The sequence below is a fragment of the Natronospirillum operosum genome, from assembly GCF_004768465.1.
GTDB classification, from domain to species: Bacteria; Pseudomonadota; Gammaproteobacteria; order Pseudomonadales; family Natronospirillaceae; genus Natronospirillum; species Natronospirillum operosum.
Genome location: NZ_SRMF01000002.1, coordinates 1 through 16,736 on the forward strand (window position 1 = coordinate 1; position 16,736 = coordinate 16,736).

The 16,736-nt window shown below is 52.4% G+C and carries 19 protein-coding genes and 1 riboswitch; of the genes, 1 reads left to right on the forward strand and 18 read right to left on the reverse strand.

All coding sequences use genetic code 11. The annotated features are described in order from the left end of the window. Positions 1-223: 223 nt before the first annotated feature. The 10 genes from E4656_RS06455 to E4656_RS06500 all read right to left on the reverse strand — a co-directional run bounded on the left by E4656_RS06455 (position 224) and on the right by E4656_RS06500 (position 8,133). Complete coding sequence (locus E4656_RS06455) at positions 224-760, reverse strand: hypothetical protein (RefSeq protein WP_135482324.1); 537 nt, start codon at positions 758-760, stop codon at positions 224-226. A 93-nt stretch (positions 761-853) separates the two neighbouring features. Next, positions 854-1,591 carry a hypothetical protein gene (locus E4656_RS06460; RefSeq protein ID WP_135482326.1) on the reverse strand — a complete coding sequence of 246 codons (738 nt, stop codon included), beginning with the start codon at positions 1,589-1,591 and terminating at the stop codon, positions 854-856. 397 nt (positions 1,592-1,988) lie between these two features. Further along, entirely contained in the window at positions 1,989-2,495 is a 507-nt protein-coding gene (locus tag E4656_RS06465) for a hypothetical protein (RefSeq protein ID WP_135482328.1), read from the reverse strand. Positions 2,496-2,588: 93 nt separating this feature from the next. After that, positions 2,589-2,894, reverse strand: a complete 306-nt coding sequence (locus tag E4656_RS06470; RefSeq protein ID WP_135482330.1) for a hypothetical protein — start codon at positions 2,892-2,894, stop codon at positions 2,589-2,591. A gap of 91 nt (positions 2,895-2,985) precedes the next feature. Then, positions 2,986-3,630, reverse strand: a complete 645-nt coding sequence (locus E4656_RS06475; protein ID WP_135482331.1) for a DUF6680 family protein — start codon at positions 3,628-3,630, stop codon at positions 2,986-2,988. A gap of 74 nt (positions 3,631-3,704) precedes the next feature. Then, positions 3,705-4,172: a GIY-YIG nuclease family protein gene (locus tag E4656_RS20730; protein WP_135482333.1), complete on the reverse strand. Its 468-nt coding sequence runs from the start codon at positions 4,170-4,172 to the stop codon at positions 3,705-3,707. A gap of 110 nt (positions 4,173-4,282) precedes the next feature. Continuing rightward, positions 4,283-6,001 (reverse strand): DUF2326 domain-containing protein, encoded by a 1,719-nt coding sequence (locus E4656_RS06485; RefSeq protein WP_135482334.1) that lies wholly within the window; start codon positions 5,999-6,001, stop codon positions 4,283-4,285. Continuing rightward, positions 5,988-6,230: a hypothetical protein gene (locus E4656_RS06490; RefSeq protein WP_135482336.1), complete on the reverse strand. Its 243-nt coding sequence runs from the start codon at positions 6,228-6,230 to the stop codon at positions 5,988-5,990. Before E4656_RS06490 ends, E4656_RS06485 begins: the two co-directional genes overlap by 14 nt. Continuing rightward, the gene (locus tag E4656_RS06495; RefSeq protein WP_135482338.1) at positions 6,223-7,188 is read right to left on the reverse strand and encodes an SMEK domain-containing protein; all 966 of its coding nucleotides are present in this window, start codon (positions 7,186-7,188) and stop codon (positions 6,223-6,225) included. The genes E4656_RS06490 and E4656_RS06495 overlap by 8 nt, the downstream gene beginning before the upstream one ends. Before the next feature lie 282 nt (positions 7,189-7,470). Further along, entirely contained in the window at positions 7,471-8,133 is a 663-nt protein-coding gene (locus E4656_RS06500) for a hypothetical protein (protein ID WP_135482340.1), read from the reverse strand. 359 nt (positions 8,134-8,492) lie between these two features. On the opposite strand from E4656_RS06500, the gene E4656_RS06505 reads away from it, so the two are divergent. Continuing rightward, positions 8,493-9,014, forward strand: coding sequence for a phage integrase N-terminal SAM-like domain-containing protein (locus tag E4656_RS06505; protein ID WP_135482342.1), 522 nt, complete (start codon positions 8,493-8,495; stop codon positions 9,012-9,014). 218 nt (positions 9,015-9,232) lie between these two features. On the opposite strand, the gene E4656_RS06510 is transcribed toward E4656_RS06505, so the two are convergent. From E4656_RS06510 to E4656_RS06545, 8 genes are all read right to left on the reverse strand, one after another. After that, on the reverse strand, positions 9,233-9,538 hold the full coding sequence (locus tag E4656_RS06510; protein ID WP_135482343.1) for a hypothetical protein: 306 nt from the start codon (positions 9,536-9,538) through the stop codon (positions 9,233-9,235). A gap of 147 nt (positions 9,539-9,685) precedes the next feature. Continuing rightward, entirely contained in the window at positions 9,686-10,741 is a 1,056-nt protein-coding gene (locus tag E4656_RS06515) for a FecCD family ABC transporter permease (RefSeq protein WP_135482345.1), read from the reverse strand. Then, positions 10,738-11,697 carry an ABC transporter substrate-binding protein gene (locus tag E4656_RS06520; RefSeq protein WP_135482347.1) on the reverse strand — a complete coding sequence of 320 codons (960 nt, stop codon included), beginning with the start codon at positions 11,695-11,697 and terminating at the stop codon, positions 10,738-10,740. The genes E4656_RS06515 and E4656_RS06520 overlap by 4 nt, the downstream gene beginning before the upstream one ends. Then, positions 11,694-12,497, reverse strand: coding sequence for an ABC transporter ATP-binding protein (locus E4656_RS06525; protein WP_135482348.1), 804 nt, complete (start codon positions 12,495-12,497; stop codon positions 11,694-11,696). Before E4656_RS06525 ends, E4656_RS06520 begins: the two co-directional genes overlap by 4 nt. Positions 12,498-12,527: 30 nt before the next feature. Continuing rightward, positions 12,528-13,322: an ABC transporter ATP-binding protein gene (locus tag E4656_RS06530; RefSeq protein ID WP_135482350.1), complete on the reverse strand. Its 795-nt coding sequence runs from the start codon at positions 13,320-13,322 to the stop codon at positions 12,528-12,530. Next, positions 13,319-14,416 (reverse strand): FecCD family ABC transporter permease, encoded by a 1,098-nt coding sequence (locus tag E4656_RS06535; protein ID WP_135482352.1) that lies wholly within the window; start codon positions 14,414-14,416, stop codon positions 13,319-13,321. Before E4656_RS06535 ends, E4656_RS06530 begins: the two co-directional genes overlap by 4 nt. Further along, positions 14,417-15,433, reverse strand: coding sequence for an ABC transporter substrate-binding protein (locus E4656_RS06540; RefSeq protein ID WP_135482354.1), 1,017 nt, complete (start codon positions 15,431-15,433; stop codon positions 14,417-14,419). It lies immediately after the preceding gene. Continuing rightward, positions 15,411-16,229, reverse strand: coding sequence for a (2Fe-2S) ferredoxin domain-containing protein (locus E4656_RS06545; protein ID WP_135482356.1), 819 nt, complete (start codon positions 16,227-16,229; stop codon positions 15,411-15,413). The genes E4656_RS06540 and E4656_RS06545 overlap by 23 nt, the downstream gene beginning before the upstream one ends. 263 nt (positions 16,230-16,492) lie before the next feature. After that, a riboswitch (cobalamin riboswitch) is annotated at positions 16,493-16,714 on the reverse strand. Positions 16,715-16,736 lie beyond the last annotated feature (22 nt).

The window sequence follows — 16,736 nt, forward strand, 5'->3', positions numbered from 1 at the left end:
AAACGTTGTAGCCATTTTACCGAAAAACAGCTGGAAACGCAGCATTCATGCGGGCTTCTCTATTGTTCAGGGCCGACCACGTCGTTATCGATATTTTGAAGCTCGTATCCTTCATCATCAATCGATCGGTAACTAAATAATCTCTTAATATTTTCAGAACTCAAAAGATACCACCTTGTACTTATAACGCAGCGGACACGCGCTTGTCGCGTGCTCTGCTTTGTTATAAGCCGAATTTTCCGCCATACTCATTAATAAGCTCTCCTGCTTGGAACATTTGAACTACATAAGATTTATTTTCACGGTCAAGCTCTACAAAGTAACCAAGCTCATACCCGCACACATGCTCTGGATGTGTTTTTCCATCGTAGGACCAAACACCATCAAAGCTGGATTTTGTTAAAGTTCTCAATCTGGCTCTGTCGCTTATTTTCTCTTCTTCTGGGCGCTCAGATTTTTTCATTTCGATGGCAATAAGGTTATCCTTTTCCATAATCTCACCACGACTATGCAAGATCAGATCACATGTTATATTCACCACCTGCATATCATCATCAAGGATGGTTTTAACCTTGCCATTTTGCTTTCGGTTATATTCTGGGTCTGCGTAGTACCCAGCATAACCATTATCGCTCGCCATCATCTGCAATGGCATCGCCAATCTAGCGCACAGATTACGCTCGCTCACACCACTTATAATGTTTTGTGCTTCCGCCTGTAGAAAAGCTTTCAAAGCCTCATTAAACACTTGTGATAGCACGACCTCTCCTTTGCTTATAACGCTAGCCAGCACGCGCGGCTACGGAATGGAGGCGAAGCCGCAATGTAGCAGACGTCGCTGTGCCTGGCCTGGTTAGGCAACAGGGCACGCTGCAAGCTCCCTAGCAAAGTAATATTCATGCGAAGCCGCGATGGATCTACTATTCAAACTACAGACCGTCTCCCTGTCCACCGTACGATCTTCAGCACCTGCCAAGAACGCAGTATTCGGGGAAACTGGCATAAATGGGAGCTGGTGATACGCATCCGCCACGACGAACTCACCTTCTTCAGCCTGTATAAGACCCCACTTAATACCTTCGTAGTTGTGCCAATAACGATCAAGGGAAATCTGTATCTCCAAGCCACTTGCTAAACGGGATGCTACGACACCTTCATCTCTGAAGAATGCACCACCTTTACTCTCAACAATCTCCTCCTGAGCTTTCGTCAAGCCTGAACCCGTCACACCCTTCAAAACCAAATCTTGGCAGTTGGACTGGTGAAAATGGTGACGCAATCGCCAGAGAAGATGGTATCGAGAAAGGGCATCGTGATTTCTCTCGGAGAATCCTTTTATATTGTCGGTTTCATCATGAAAGGCTGTTTCTATTGAGAGCATGTACCCAGTTTCAGCACGCTGATCCCAAGTGCGCTTTGTGCAGAATATTTTTGCCCTCTTGTGCCTCTTTACGACCTCCCCCGTTCTAACCATCCTCACTTCGACTTTGCCATCATGATCGTAAAATTTAGAGATGGCATGGGCTGTATGGAAATGCTGATCCACCGTGAGCTCTCGGGGATTTCTTTTCATTGGAGGCTCGTAGGACATTTCCTCTCCTCTGCCTAACGCCGTGCACATGGTTATTGGGTGATGCACCGGACACGCTACCGCACGGTTCAGTGAAAAAACCGGAAACGTGCAAGGGCAAAAATGCCGGAGTTGCCATGGCGTATGTGCTTTCTTAGTGGCACACCAAACCAGTGGCGATTAAGTGGCCGGTTTCTATTATGCTTTAACAGAAGCACCGGGGACGGAGCTGCTGCTATTGAATTTAACTAATAACTGTAATGTTGGATTGCCAGCCAAGAACACTTAATTTTGATGGGCCTGCAAAGCCAACGAAGCTGCAAAGCAGAGCCCAATAACGCCCGCAGCACGCGCGGATTCGTAATGAAGGCGCAGCCGGAATGAAGAAGCCGTCGCTGTGCCTGCGATTGTTAAGCATTCATGGCTGCGTTACTGTGGGTGAAAAATACTTCGTCATTGGCAATCTTGCCCAATCATACTGGTACTCAATATAGCCAATTCCGAAGAGCGTAAACACCAGCAAAGCCGACGCCAGAATTCTGAAAAAGAACAACCTGAATTTGCTTGCCCAATCGTGCCTAGCCTCCAGCTTTAACTCCTGTTCTTTGAGCGCCACTTTTCGCGATTCTTCGGAGTTCAAGCCCTCGAACGCTCTGTAAAACCGAAGAAACTTAACCAACGAGTTCTCAAGGTCGTCTTTTAGCTCAAAGAACCCCTCTGGTTCCGTAGCATCAAGGGCTTTCTCTTTCAGTTCTTCCAAGGCCGCGAAGTCAAGTTCTTCTAACTCTTTATCGAAATCTTCTCGTACCTCCGCTCTGGTTCGGTTATCGCGAGCAGGTAATGATGGTAGCTCATTGTTCGAGCCCGTTCCCGAGAAACCTTGTAAGTTTTGTATAATACTTGAAGGATCAAATCGTCCAGCCATGTCGAAAATCCTTTCTATTGCTTAACGACCAAGCTCAGGCGCGCTGGAACCGCGCAGCGGTTTCAGCGTCGACTGGAGCGCCTTGTTGGGCGCTCACAAGGCACCCTTGTTGCGGGAAATAAGCCCCCATAATTCATTTTCTTCCTTTCCTTTAAAGCGCACGGCACCAGCTCGAACCAGAATCTTTCGAAGCTCGTTATCATCGAAGCCGCCCAATCGTTTCTTAATTTCTCCAAAACTCCGCTTCTGCCACTGTTCATTCTCGAGCAATGACTTAGCCGCCACCTCTGCCATGAATTCCGTCCGAAGTTCGGTTTTGAGCCTTCTTTCCTGAATAGCGAACGTCACAAGACCAGTGACAACGGCGGTAATTGCGGCTGTAACGATTGTGGTTAACATAACTGTTTCCTTCTTGGACGCCCAACGCCCGCAATAAACGGCGCGAGGAACGAGCGTCCGGCGACCGAAGGGAGCGAATTTGATTGCTTGGTTATGCATTTTCGCGCTCCCCGCCATCATCACCCTCTGATGATTTTACATGAAGAGGCTGAGACCCTTGTAAGACCCCAATGAGTGATTTCCTTATTTCCTCCTGCTCTTTCACTTCCTCCTCTGAAACTGGAAAGCTTTCAACATTCATCTTCAGCGCTGAATCTCCGTACAATACTTTTATCAGACCACGTCGCACGAGAGCATTCTCGTCTTCCAAGCGTCCATGCGCCTCTGGAGCATAAACACCTTTTTTCACATGGACCTCATCGAACTCATAGCCGAGGCTTTTACCCATTTCCATTAGCAAATTAGCTAGTCTATCCGTCATTCGTTCTTGCCACTGAACTTGCAGGTTTTCATTTTCTTTGGGAAAGCTGGCCAAATGATCCAAATAAGCCTTCCAGGAATCGGCGACTGACTTATATTTTTTTCCCCTGAACTCAAGGTCAATCATATTCAGCGCTCGAACATGATCCGATGAGAGATTTGCGGCTCGTGTCGCCATCAGCGTCTTGAAGATCCAAATTTTTCGCCCACGTTGTTCCCTGAATACCTCAAGCCACTTTTGCACCTGCACTGCGAGGATTGGCGCAATTACGACCGCAGCAACCATTAATACGTTCGTGAGTGTCATATCGTTCATAAAGCGCTCTAAGAATTATTTATGCATAACGCCGCCAACACGCGCTTGTCGCGTGCTTGGCATTGTTAAGGCCCTCAGTGATTATCAAAGTCATTATGTGGCGTCTCCAAGCTAACTGATGCATACATTTCCAGAAGTGCCTGGCGCATCGGATCTGGTTCGGCAACGTAGCGCACCTGCATTGCTCTAACTCTCTGCTTCTGCTCTATGAACTCAGGCCCAAACGTAGGATGCCTTTCTAGGCTGGCACGTGAACCCTCGGCAACATACGTTGCTTGCGTCATACCAGTGACTTCGCGCGCAAGCCTGAACGCAAACGTTGCTGAGTTATGTCCTGAGCTTGGGCGACAGTGATACTGCAACCTCCGCCTCATCGAGTCTGTTCTGCCCACGTATAAATTGACGCTGTTCTCTGAGAAAAGATAAACACCTGACTCAGGGATTTCACACGGTAGTGTTGCAACGGTAACCGGATTCATACTCAAAAGCCCTTGGAATGATGGCTCTAGAGAATCAATGTATTCCTTAAAAACAGGATGCATGCTCAGATTGCCTTAACGCTCGCAACAGCGGAAAATTGGGAGCGCAGCGAGTAATTTTTCCGGCTGCTTGCGCTTGTTATACGTGACCAGCTCCAGAATTCCCAAAAAAGTCATAATGATTCTTGATAATGAATATTTAGGAATCTCTTGTTCTTTGTGAAAGTTGCGCGAACGTGATTGCTCATATTAAGCTTCAATGTTAGCAAATCCTCCGGCGACAACATGTCCTTGTTCAAGGTTAATATATATTGCTTATTGGCTAGACTTCCTAATGTAGAGCTGATGTAATCAAGATTCTTTATGAGAGTGTCTCGATCAACTTCGAATATGTTGTCATGAATTAGTAGACCGGGATGTCGGCCTTCAGTGCTCGGTGATGTCAAAAGTGCATAGTCATAAAAAAACACCTTTTCTCTATCGATACTGTGACTTCCATCATCATAAATTCTCAAGTCAAATTTTACGATCTCTTTATTATCTTTGACCTCTACATCAAATGAGCATTGTTGATTGCCATAGACATATTCATGCATTTCTAAAATTAAAGACTCTATAGATTCCACTGAATCTTTAGCTTCAATAACATATGTGTCAAGTAGGTGAATTTGGTTTTTTCTCTCAATATCTTTGTCTTTTCTTTCCTGTTCGTGATTGCTGAATGCTTCAAGGAAAGAGTTTAAGGAAGAATAATCTTCCATTTTTCTTTGGTGTATAGCGATTGTTTTCTTTAGGCTTTTTAGAAGCCCTTCTTGGTCTAATAGTGACACTTTTTCTTTGTAGCGATTATCTAGTGTCTTCAATTCTTCATCTAGTGCGCCGATTTCTTTGGTGACGTTTTCTTTTCTTTCATTTATAAGTGAGCGTTGGAAATCGTCAATTTTCTTTTTGAATGCGCTAACTTCTGACAACTCCTTTTTAATCAGATCGCCTAGTCCATCCTTAAATTGGTTATATAGATCCGCGACTTCATTTTCATCTATGTAGTTATCGCCTTTGAATAGCTGTATTTTTGAGATTTCAGATTTCAAAACTTCTTGACGCGCACGTTTATCTTCAATTTCATCTTCAAGGGCGATAATTTCAGATTTTACTATGTCGTAGCCTTCTATATTCTCAAGTCTATCAATATCCTTCTGAGTCTTTTCGGCTTGATTTTTTAGATCATTTAGGTCTGCTTTTGCCTCTGAAATATTCTTGCCAGTTAATGCCTCAACGCTTTCCTTTACTTTGGATTTGGCTGCTCTTATCTTTTCTAAATCTCTGCTTAGATGATTTGCTTGATTATAGGGAGCTGGATTAATTCCCAGTAAGTAAAGGTGCGGCTCATAATCTGGCGGTATGCGTTTGTCTGTATCAAAACACTTGATGATAGATTTGAATTCTGATTTTTCATCTCTAATTAGCGGTCCAAGGATAGATCGAAATGATGGCGATTCATTTGTACTAATTGATCCGAAAGTTAAAGATGTCAAATACTCCAAAACCTGGCTTTTATTTGCTACTGGCTTGAGCTTACCGTTGACATAAAGTTGCGGAAAGTCTTCTTTGAATACATTCCTGCGAATAGTGATTTTCTTATCGTCAACCTCGAAGTCTAAGCAAATCTCGAATCCTTCAGGTAAATCATTTTTTGGTATCTTCGATACCCGGCTTTTACCGTGATCTTTAAGAAGTGCATAGTTGATAAATTCAATACACAGAGACTTTCCAACTCCGTTAGTTTTAACGGAATCGTCAGTTGTTTCGCCAAGTATAAGATTGAACCCATTGAAAAAATCAATGGGTTCAAAAAGGCTTGGTTCGCTGTATAGTCTTTTAATCTTCAGCATTTGAAATTATATACGGTTCATCGAATTCAATAATGTCCAGCGTATACAGAAATAATATTCCGTAATAAAGACTTTTGGCTCCAATTTTGTTGCTTTTCCTTAGAGATCGTGCAGCATCAAAAATGCTGATCATTCGACTTTCAGACGCATTAATCAGTTTTAAAATTTCTGCGCCAATGACAGGAGCCGACTTTTCTAAATTTTCATTTTTTGAAACTAAGTTAGCCATTGCTCACCTTCCTGTTAGGAAAGACGTTGCATTTTATAAGTTGGTCCACAATGTAGAATTCAGCTGCACATGCATCAAATGAGAATCCAAGATTTGATAGGTGATTTTTGAACGATTCCACTAACTCATTTAAGGCAGCTTTAGGGTCACCATCACACTTGGTTAAAATGTCATCGCTATAACCTTTTAAATATGTTCCCGCACGTCGTAGTGCCTGTGATCCTATGTCACTTTCTTCATTTATGGCGCCAAGCACCTGTCCATACTCAATATATAGATCGTAGTATCGGTTGGTTAAATATGTAGCGTGATCAGCGAAGCGTTTATGTATCTTGTTGTCAGGATCGGGATCTTCGATAAAGCCGTTTCCTGCTTCTGGGTGTTTTTCATTACTTAGCATTTCAATCATTGCCAAAATAGTATTGACTTCGTTTGGCAAGGTTGAGTCAGACTGATCCTGCAATTCCTTTATCAAAAAGTCACGGATAGCTTTGATTTTTTCAATGTCAGTGAGGTACTTAATGTCCTTTAAGACGTCGTTTACATCCCAAATATCATTTTCGGTATCGATTGAAAACTGATCATTGCCTATACTCTTGTCTTTGTGTTTGCTCTTTTTGGCAATGTTTAAAATAATCAAGCGGTCGTACTTTTCGAAAAGCTTATGTTCAATAAATTTATCCACGGTCGTTGTTGTTTTCTTTAACGACGAAGTTGACGTTACCTGAACAGAAATTTTGTTGTTTAAGTCTCTAAGGTCTATGGCTGCGGCATTTGGGTCAAACTGGTTTGCATTCTTTAAGCTGTAGCCATAAACAAGATTCAATAATTGTTCGTAGAAGTCTTCCGAAAAATTATTCACATCTGTTAGGTTCAACTTGTTACTTGCTTCAACCAACGGTGGAATGCGCGTAAGCAGAGTGATGATAGTTGTTATGTATTCCTGCTTCTTGGTCATTATTTGATCCGTTTTGCCCTTCAGCCTTACTTCTCGCAGCGGTGTCAATGATAGCGGATACAGAACTTTTTATCGCCCATGATCCTGACAAATCAATTCATGATCTTTGAAAAGCTACCTCTTCCGCCACTCTCATGAATACTAGAGACAGTTTACCTAGTTAAATCCGATCTTAGTCGAAGGCGCACATGATTGCCCGTATAACGCCCGGCTCACGCGCCGGTTTGGGGCCGCGAAGCGGCGGAAAATCGGTCGCTGTGCAGCCGATTGTTATTGGGCGGGCTACGAAATATCAATCTCAAGCACGTACGCTGGAACGGTTTTTTCTGATTGACTTGTACCACTGACAACTTTTGAGACCCTATAATCACTGCAGATCAGTACTTTGTTGCGTAGCACAAGCTCGACACCGCTTTTGAAGAGAACCTCCTTTTCGTGCCCCATTCTTGTGCCTTTATGCCGGAAGACAAATGCCTTTGTAGCAGGGTTTACTACTCTACAGACAAAAATGTGTACTTCGCCTGAATCGTAAGCCTTACCTCGATGTTCTGCATTTCTGAGTGCCACCTGTGGGCAGAATGAAGTTGAGAATGGCGCCGTCGTTCTTTTTATACTCTCCCAACCTTTCGGCCAAAACCCTCCATGAAATAGGTAAGTACCTATTGGCAACGCAACCCCAACGTTTCCAATTTCCGAAGAAACTCTTCCTAAATCAGATTTTCTCGGATTCTTTTGGTAGCCAGACAACACCTCTGGAGTCCTCGTTGGCATACAGCGCCGAAGTTCCTTAAAACTTGAGGAGCAACTCAAATATTGCTCGACAAACGACCCTAAATGATTGTCTTGTACGGCACACACTATGTGGGCGGCCGCTTGAAAATGACTGTCTATGAAAACTCCCTCATGTTCGTAGGGCTTTTCGAAAACGTGAATTAATGAACTCATGAAAATCTCGACACTATGCCGGTACTTGCAGCCCTATAACATTAATATAGTCGTCAAAGTGATTATATTTCATTGATTAATATTCACTGTTGAGTTTATCTCCATAATGAGCTGAGAGCCTCATCTCATCAACTCTCCTTGGAGCGCCTGTTCCTCGACAACCCTGGAAATATAATCACTTTGATGACTATCTCTGTTTCACGCTCACCGCGTAACCTGCTGATTTCTGAAGGTTATTTTGATTTTCCGCACCGACCACCCAAATGACGATCAGAATGATCATTTCTACACCTGAGGACAGTTGAGCCATTGTCACAGCAGAGTACTGTAATTACAAACAGCATTCTGGAGAACTCTTCATGTATGACGTACCGCCACCACTGCCTCAGCAGCCCACCCGCTTCATGGATCGACTGCGTGCTTTTATGCGTGCCAGGCATTTGGCCTATCGCACTGAGAAAGCCTACTGCGGCTGGGTTCGGGATTTCATCCGTTTCAACGGCCGGAAACACCCCGAACAAATGGGCGCTGCAGAGATTGATGCCTGGCTGAGCCATTTGGCCAACAATCGCAAGATTGCCATCAACACGCAAAAGTCAGCGCTCAATGCCATTGTTTTTCTGTACAAACAGTTTCTGGGTCGGGAGTTGCCTCCGCTCAATTTTGACAGAACGACCAAGGCTCGCACATTGCCAACGGTATTCACCCACGATGAAGCGATGGCTGTGATCAATTGCCTAGAAGGAGAGAACAGACTGGTCGCCAGTCTGCTCTATGGGTCAGGCCTCCGAGTAATGGAAGCAACTCGCCTTCGGGTTCAGGACATCGATTTGCGCAACGCTGCCTCACCATGCGCGGCCAAGGGCCGCAGCCTACAATAGACACGCTACCGCCCGGCCGGGTGAATTGGCTGCCAAGGGTGGGGCTGACTGCTGGGGGTAAAGAGCGTGAAGCTGCGGGTGGGTGCGTCAGTCCCTGCTTGTTGTTTTGGTTCTCTCCGTACAGCGTTCACTATACACAGACTAGACGCACGTATAGCTTTCGTCCAGATCTGCCAGCAGAAATTCCACTTTCAATGGCTCAATTTTGAGAGTGACACTCAAAGCTTGCTCAGCATTGCATCCCAGACAGGTTCGAACCCCGCATCACAAACAAAGGAACCCGCTTCATGATGCAAGTCGGCTATTGTTGCACTGCCATTTTCGACTGGCACATCATTACCCGACTCTTCATCAACCAGGCGCTGATCCAGTAGCAAAGGGATAAACTCACAAAATACCTGTGCATCCCGTTCCGATGAGATCCCGTTGTCCAGTATTGCGATAATATCTGGTCGTGCCATTGACGATGCGTAATAACGGAGAAGATCATTGACATGGTCATAGTGATACGGCTTGAAAGTCATAGACCTCCTGATTCTATTCGCTGCGGGCAAGGGCCTGCTTTTGGTGACGGCTATCCATAGGCTGTTTGTCGGCATCGTCATCTCCGTGGCCCCGTGTCAAAGTGAGCACGTTACAATGGTTTTGTACTTGGGTCTCGATGCATCTGTTCAGGCTCGCTTTCTGCGCAGCAGCCAGATAAAGAACACGCCGCCGATCAGGCCGGTGACGATGCCTATCGGCATGTCTTCGGGGCGCACGATGACGCGCGCTACGATATCGGCCCAGACCAGGAAGATGGCGCCGAACAGCGCACTCATGGGGATGACTCTGGCATTGTCGCCGCCGACGAACAGCCGCACGATGTGCGGGATCATCAGGCCCACAAAGCCGATGATGCCGGAGAAGGCCACCATCACGCCGGTTACCAGGGCGGCCATCACGAACACTTCCAGCCGAAAGCGGCCCACCGGCACGCCGAGCGTGGCGGCGGTTTCATCGCCAATGGTCATGGCGTTGAGCCGCTCGGCCATCAGCACGAACCAGCCTCCGGCCAGCACCAGAACCACCAGCGGATAAATCAGATGGTTCCACTGGGCCAGGCCCAGGCCGCCCAGCATCCAGAACACGGCTGTATGGGACGCTCTCGGATCACCCAGGAAGATCAGCACATTGGCCAGCGCCATCACGATAAAGGACACCGCTACCCCGGTGAGCACCAGTCGGTCGGCACCGGAGGCATTGGTGAAGCGCACCACACTCAGTACCAGTCCCGTGGCCACCAGGGCGCCAAAAAAGGCCATCAGAGGCACGGTCGCCAGGCCCAGAAACAGCCCGGTGTGCAGCAGGGCGAGCACAGCCCCGCAGGCGCTGCCGGAGGAAATACCCAGCAGGTGGGGGTCTGCCAGCGGGTTGCGCGTGACCGATTGCAGTACGGCACCGACCATGGCCAGGCCGGCGCCCACCAGAACAGCGAGCAGCGCTCTGGGCAGGCGAATATCCCAGACAATGGCCGCACGACCAGTGCTCCAGTCTGGCACTACCCAGTCCGGCGCGACCTGATGCACGATGATGCCCCAAACCATGCGCAGCGGTATGCTGACTGTGCCCAGCGCTACTGCGGCCGAGACGGACAGGACCAGCACGGCCAACCCGATCACCCACAGGCTGACCCGAACCGGCCGGGCCAGTTGCACCCGAGCTGCGGTCTCAGCGCTTACGGTCATTGCCGGACGTCCACTACCGCATCCGCCAGTTGCCGGATGGCCTCTATATTGCGCGGGCCGGGTGTGATCTCATCGTATTCGAGCACCAGAAAGCGGTCATTGCGCACCGCATCGATATCCTCGAAGGCCGAATTGCGGCGCATGAAGTTCTTCTTCTGTTCTGCCGTCACTTCACCATAGTTCACGATGACAATCAGTTCCGGGTCGCGCTCGACTACCGGTTCCCAGGCCACCTGTGTCCAGGAGCTCTCCACATCAAACATGATGTTGTGGCCGCCGGCCGCTTCAATCATGGCGTGGCCCATGGCGTACCGACCGGTGGTAAACGGGCTGTCTTCACCGCTGTCATAGACAAAGACACGCACCGGTTCCTCCATGTCAACGCGGGCCGTGATGTCGGCAAGCTGTTGCTCGTAATCGGCAATCAGGGTTTCAGCACGCTCGTCGACACGGAAGATGCGCGCCAGATTGCGCAGGTCGTTGTACATGTCATCCATGGTGACCGGGTCACGGTCCATGATATGGATGCAGCTTTCTGTCAGCTCATAGACCTGAATGCCGAACCGCTCCAGCGTCTCCGGGGTGACTTCACCCCCGACCCGCATGCCATAGTTCCAGCCGGCAAACAGGAAATCGACATCGGCGTCCAGCAGCACTTCCCGGCTGGGGTACCGGGGCGCCAGCTCCGGCAGCTCGCCAAGGCCCTCTCGCAGGTACTCGCTCAGGGTTTTCCAGCCGGAAATGCCGGTGTAGCCGACCATGTGATCGGTCAGTTCCAGGGCCAGCATCATCTCGGTCAGGTTCACATCATGCGACACCGCCCGCTGCGGTACCTCATCGAAGGTAAGGGTGCGGTCGCAGCTCTGGACGGTCACCGGTTCGGCGCTCAAACCGGACGCCAGCAGCCCGACGCCAACAGACAGTGCCGCCGACGCGGCAGAAAAATACCCTTTCATGAATAGCTCTCCATAGACAGATCATTGAGTGAAAAATCGAACTGGGTGCTGCCCTGAATGGGCCTGGCGCGCACATCAAAAGCCTGCGCAATCAACTCCGGGGTCAGCACCTGCTCGGCGGCGCCGAAGGCCAGCGGATGGCCGTCACGCAGGATCAGCAGGTCGTCTGCGGTCATCGCAGCCAGGTTGAGGTCATGCAGTGAACAGACAACAGTAATGCGCAGCTCACGAATCAACTGCAGCAGTTCCAACTGATAGCGAATATCCAGATGGTTGGTGGGTTCATCCAGCACGATCAGGCGCGGTTCCTGGGCCAGCGCCCGGGCCACCATGACACGCTGGCGCTCACCACCCGACAGGGTACCGAACAACCGATTGGCCAGCGGGCGCAGCGCCAGTCGGCCCAGGGCATGGTCCACCATATGGGCATCGCGACGGGAGTCGGAGGCCAGCAGGTTGCGGTGAGGTGCACGACCCAGAGCCACGATTTCGCGCACGGTCAGTGCAAAGTCCGTGGGCTGTTCCTGCAGCACGGCCGCCACCTGCCTGGCCACATGGCGCGCCGAGCAGGCATGAATGTCCTCGTCGTCCAGCAGCACTCGGCCGGTGGTCGGTTTGAGGAAACGATAAATCAGACGCAGCAGCGTCGACTTGCCCGCGCCGTTGGGTCCGACCACGACCAGTATGCGCCCCGGACTCAGATCGAGTGAGATATCGTGCAGCACATTACCACTGCGCGACGGCCCCCAACTGACGCCCTGCAGCCTGAGACTGGCGGGTGGCTTGTCCGGACAGCTCATAGTCTTCTCACTTGGTCTTCCGTTTGGGGGTCATGCCACAACTTCCGATGTGAGCGCCTCATCCAGCGGGTAGAAGGCAATCTGCGGTACGCCATCCGGGTCGGGGATTCTTCTGGCGCCAACGCCGTAGACTCTGGCAATGCGCTCATTGGTGAGCACTTCGTCGGGGGTGCCGTCGGCCACTATGCTGCCCTGGCTGATCATGACGATGCGGTCGCAGTAGCGGGCGGCCAGGTTCAGGTCGTGCAGGGCGGCCAGTGCGGTCACGCCGAGCCCGCGCACCTGACGCAGCAGGTCCAGTTGGTGGCGGATGTCCAGGTGGTTGGTGGGTTCGTCCAGCACCAGGAACCGGGCCTGCTGGGCCAGGGCCCGTGCCAGCAGCACGCGCTGCTTTTCACCGCCAGAGAGGCTGAGAAAGCTGCGCTCGCGCATTTCTGTCATGTGCACGCGCTCCAGGCAGCGGTCGACAATGGCGTGGTCTTCGGCATTGTCGCTGTCGAACAGCCCCTTGTGCGGGGTGCGGCCCATCAGCACCAGTTCAGCCACGGAGAAGTCGAACTCGCCCATGCGTTCCTGCGCGACCACGGCGGTCTTGAGTGCGGCCTCTTTCGCCGCGAGGCGCCAGACATCCTCGTCGTCAATCACCACCCGCCCAGCCCAGGGCTTGAACACGCGGTAGATGGCCCGCAGCAGCGTGGACTTGCCGCTGCCGTTCGGGCCCACCAGCCCCACGAACTGCCCGCGCGGAATATTGAAGTCGATACCGTCCAGAATGGGGGTGCCGTCAATTTCGGCCGAGAGGCCGTCAACCTGAATATGGCTCATTTTGCCCCCTTCAGTTTCCAGCGCTGGGTGGCCAGCATCCACAGGAAGAAGGGCCCGCCCAGCAGTGCGGTGATGACACCCACCGGCAGCTCGACCGGCGCAAAGATCATCCGTGCCCCCACATCCACCCAGACCAGGAAGATGGCGCCGGTCAGAATGGACACCGGCACCACCCGTCTATGGTCGGAGCCGACGACCATGCGCACGATATGCGGAATGACCAGGCCGACAAAGCCGATGGCGCCGCTGACGGCCACCATGACGCCGGTCAGCAGCGACAGCACTATGAACAGGGTCCGCCGCAGCTTGGTGACGTCTACCCCCAGAGTGGCGGCGGTCTCGTCACCCACCAGCAACGCATTGAGCCGGCGGGCATTGAGCGCCAGATAGCCGGTGCCGACCAGCAGCACCAGCGCGGGCAGGCCCAGGTTGGACCAGCGCGCACCGCCGAAACTGCCCAGCAGCCATTCCATGGCCGCGCGTGCCAGCTCGCGGTTGTCGGAGGTCATCACAATCAGGCTGGTCAGCCCGGAAAAGGTATAGGACACGGCCATGCCGGCGAGGATCAGCCGCAGGGGCGACAAGGCACCGCCCGCACTGGCCACCAGAAACACCACGGCAAAGGCCGCCAGGGCCCCGGCAAAGGCACCTGCCGAGACGGCGAAAGCGCCCATGCCGGCCAGCCAGCCGAGCCCGAGCACGGCGACCGCGCCTACCGAGGCGCCGGAAGACACACCGAGGATGTACGGGTCCGCCAGCGGGTTGCGCACCACGGCCTGCATGGCCACCCCGACTACCGCCAGCCCGGCGCCGACAACGGCCGCCAGCAGAACTCTGGGCAGCCGGAGCATCCAGACTATGTTTTCCTGCGACTGGGTCCACTCACCGGTGAAGCCGAAGGTTTTTGCCGCCACGATGGACCAGACCGTTCGCATGTCCAGATCCACCGGCCCTATGGTCACGGCCAGAGTCAGGGTCAGGAACAGCCCGGCCACCAGAATGGGGATCAGCACCGGCAGGGAGCCGGTCACCGAAGCGATGGCCCCTGCCGCTGCAGCAGTTGATGAGGATGAAGGTGCTGCTGTGCGCTCCATTCAAAATGCCTCGGGGTAGAACCCTTCCGCCAGGGTGCGCACGGCGCTCGGGTTGCGCACCCCTTCAAAGGCGGCCGGCAGCGGCAACACAACAAAGTGCTCGTTCTTTATCGCCGCAACGTCGGACAGCGCCGGGTTTTCCAGCAGGAAGCGGATCTTGCTTTCGGCACTGGTCTGGCCATAGTCGTTGATGACGATCACGTCCGGGTTGCGGTCCACCACCTCTTCCCAGTTGACCATCTGCCAGGTTTCTTCCAGGTCACCGAACACATTGTAACCGCCGGCCAGTTCGATCAGATGCGTCTGCAGCGCGCGGCCTGTGGTATAGGCCGTGCTCTCGCCCATGTCATAGACAAAAACCCTGACCGTGTTGTCCACATCGGCCACGGCGTCCTGCACGGCGGCGATCTCTGTCTCTATCTCGTCGATCAGCGCTTCGGCGCGCGGCTGAATATCAAAAATGCGCCCGAGGTTGCGGATGTCCTGATACACATGGTCCATGGTGGCGTTGGTCACCAGGGTGCCTTCCACGGCATAGGCGTTGATGCCCATCTCCAGCAATCTTTCCGGGGTCGCCACTGCGGTATCCCGGTAGGCGCTGTCGCGGCCGTAGGTGAAATCGGCATCGGTACCCAGCACAACTTCCAGCGACGGGTAGCTGGTGCCACCGGAGAGCTGGGGAATGTCCGCGTAGTCGTCTTCCAAATGCTCGAGCAGCGGGTGGTTCAGGTAGGCGGTACCCACCATGCGGTCGGCCAGGCCCAGGGACAGCATCAGTTCGGTGGTGTGGCCGTTGAGGCTGATGGCCCGTTCCGGCGGCCCGTCAAACTGCAGTGTGACGCCGTTGTTCTCGATGGTCAGCGGATACTCCGTCTGCTCCGCAAAGGCCTGGCCAGCAATCAGCCCCAGGGCGCCGACCAGGCCGAAGAGCCCCGAGCGCAGACGGCCCATGGTGGCCGGGTGGCTGTTGTTTGGTGTCTGTACCGCGGTCAGTTCAGTTGATGTCGATGCTTTCAATGGTGCTCTCCCTGTAATCTGGTTTGGAATTCGGTGTTGGTGTTTCGGTTTGATGGACGCGCAGACGGGTGCACTCTTCGCCCGCTACCAGCACTTCGCGCACAAAGTCTTCCACAGCCTGGGTGTCGGCCAGCCGATACCAGCCTCCCTGCGGATACACGGCCACCAGCGGGCCCTGGTTGCAGGGGAACATGCAGCCGGCACGGGTGATCAGGCAGTCCTTGTACACGCCCTGGCTACGGCAGTTGGCCTGCAGTTGCTGCAGCAGCGGGTTGCTGCCGTGGATCTGGCAGCGCGGGCCGGTACAGACCAGCAGGTGGTAGCGGAAGTCCGGCACATTGGTCCAGCCGGGTTTGCCCAGTGAGGGTTCTGTGTCTTCTTCGATGGGGGTGGCGGGCTCGTCCAGCATGGCACCCAGAAACTCGCCCCAGCCGGCCTGCTGTGCGGCCTGATCAGAGCCCAGCAGGATCTGCACGCTGGCTGAGCGTGACTCGCGCCAGTGTGCCAGCACGCCGGGCAGCCAGTTGAGCAGGCTGTCCGACAACGGCAGGCCAAGCGGCTGCACACGGATGGCGCGGTAACCCTGAGCCACCCTGTCATCCAGTGCGGTCAGCAGATCCGGGCCGTTGGTATCCAGCCGGATCAGATCAGCCTCTGTACCAGCGTGGTCACACACGGTGGCGCGCAACTGTTCGATGCGGCGGCGACTGACGGAGTAGCTGGAGACGACAAAGAGCACAAAGTCCGGTTTGGCGCCCGCGCCTGCGTTGGCGTCTGTGGCTGTGCTCTGTGTCATCAGGGGGTGCCTCCGCAGGCTCTGGGTTGAGATATTATATAAATTGGTATGTTATAACATAACAATATCTCTCTCAATGCCTGCCAACCGGAAGGCGGCCTTTGCACAGCAGAAGCGGACTGGGGTATGGCTTGAAACAAGGGCGCAGAAGTACGATCACCCGGATTGTCTGCCGGGTACGCCGAACCGACCTGCCTCGAACGGGCAGGACCACAGGGGTAGAACACGATTTTTATCCTCCGGGCACCCACCGTACCCTGTCAGAGACATTGCGTGTTCAGGCCGGTCTTCGGGCTCGGACTCGATCTTCTGCGCCTTCCCAGCTCAAAAAGCCAGTGGCCTGTGCAGACGATCAGTAACTGTCCATTACCGATGCGGGGGCAGCGATGGAATGGGCCGATGCTGTAGGCATGCGGCCGCACCATACTTCCCGATTATCCCCTCTGCCGGAACGGCATTGGGGCACCTGAACGATGAAGCTCCATGCTAACTCACACCGGATGGCTG

Bases quoted from the DNA above. Each gene is read 5' to 3' on its own strand.
- E4656_RS06460 (WP_135482326.1), bottom strand. From the start codon at position 1,591: ATGTCCTACGAGCCTCCAATGAAAAGAAATCCCCGAGAGCTCACGGTG.
- E4656_RS06465 (WP_135482328.1), bottom strand. From the start codon at position 2,495: ATGGCTGGACGATTTGATCCTTCAAGTATTATACAAAACTTACAAGGT.
- E4656_RS06470 (WP_135482330.1), bottom strand. From the start codon at position 2,894: ATGTTAACCACAATCGTTACAGCCGCAATTACCGCCGTTGTCACTGGT.
- E4656_RS06475 (WP_135482331.1), bottom strand. From the start codon at position 3,630: ATGAACGATATGACACTCACGAACGTATTAATGGTTGCTGCGGTCGTA.
- E4656_RS20730 (WP_135482333.1), bottom strand. From the start codon at position 4,172: ATGCATCCTGTTTTTAAGGAATACATTGATTCTCTAGAGCCATCATTC.
- E4656_RS06485 (WP_135482334.1), bottom strand. From the start codon at position 6,001: ATGCTGAAGATTAAAAGACTATACAGCGAACCAAGCCTTTTTGAACCC.
- E4656_RS06490 (WP_135482336.1), bottom strand. From the start codon at position 6,230: ATGGCTAACTTAGTTTCAAAAAATGAAAATTTAGAAAAGTCGGCTCCT.
- E4656_RS06495 (WP_135482338.1), bottom strand. From the start codon at position 7,188: ATGACCAAGAAGCAGGAATACATAACAACTATCATCACTCTGCTTACG.
- E4656_RS06500 (WP_135482340.1), bottom strand. From the start codon at position 8,133: ATGAGTTCATTAATTCACGTTTTCGAAAAGCCCTACGAACATGAGGGA.
- E4656_RS06505 (WP_135482342.1), top strand. From the start codon at position 8,493: ATGTATGACGTACCGCCACCACTGCCTCAGCAGCCCACCCGCTTCATG.
- E4656_RS06510 (WP_135482343.1), bottom strand. From the start codon at position 9,538: ATGACTTTCAAGCCGTATCACTATGACCATGTCAATGATCTTCTCCGT.
- E4656_RS06515 (WP_135482345.1), bottom strand. From the start codon at position 10,741: ATGACCGTAAGCGCTGAGACCGCAGCTCGGGTGCAACTGGCCCGGCCG.
- E4656_RS06520 (WP_135482347.1), bottom strand. From the start codon at position 11,697: ATGAAAGGGTATTTTTCTGCCGCGTCGGCGGCACTGTCTGTTGGCGTC.
- E4656_RS06525 (WP_135482348.1), bottom strand. From the start codon at position 12,497: ATGAGCTGTCCGGACAAGCCACCCGCCAGTCTCAGGCTGCAGGGCGTC.
- E4656_RS06530 (WP_135482350.1), bottom strand. From the start codon at position 13,322: ATGAGCCATATTCAGGTTGACGGCCTCTCGGCCGAAATTGACGGCACC.
- E4656_RS06535 (WP_135482352.1), bottom strand. From the start codon at position 14,416: ATGGAGCGCACAGCAGCACCTTCATCCTCATCAACTGCTGCAGCGGCA.
- E4656_RS06545 (WP_135482356.1), bottom strand. From the start codon at position 16,229: ATGACACAGAGCACAGCCACAGACGCCAACGCAGGCGCGGGCGCCAAA.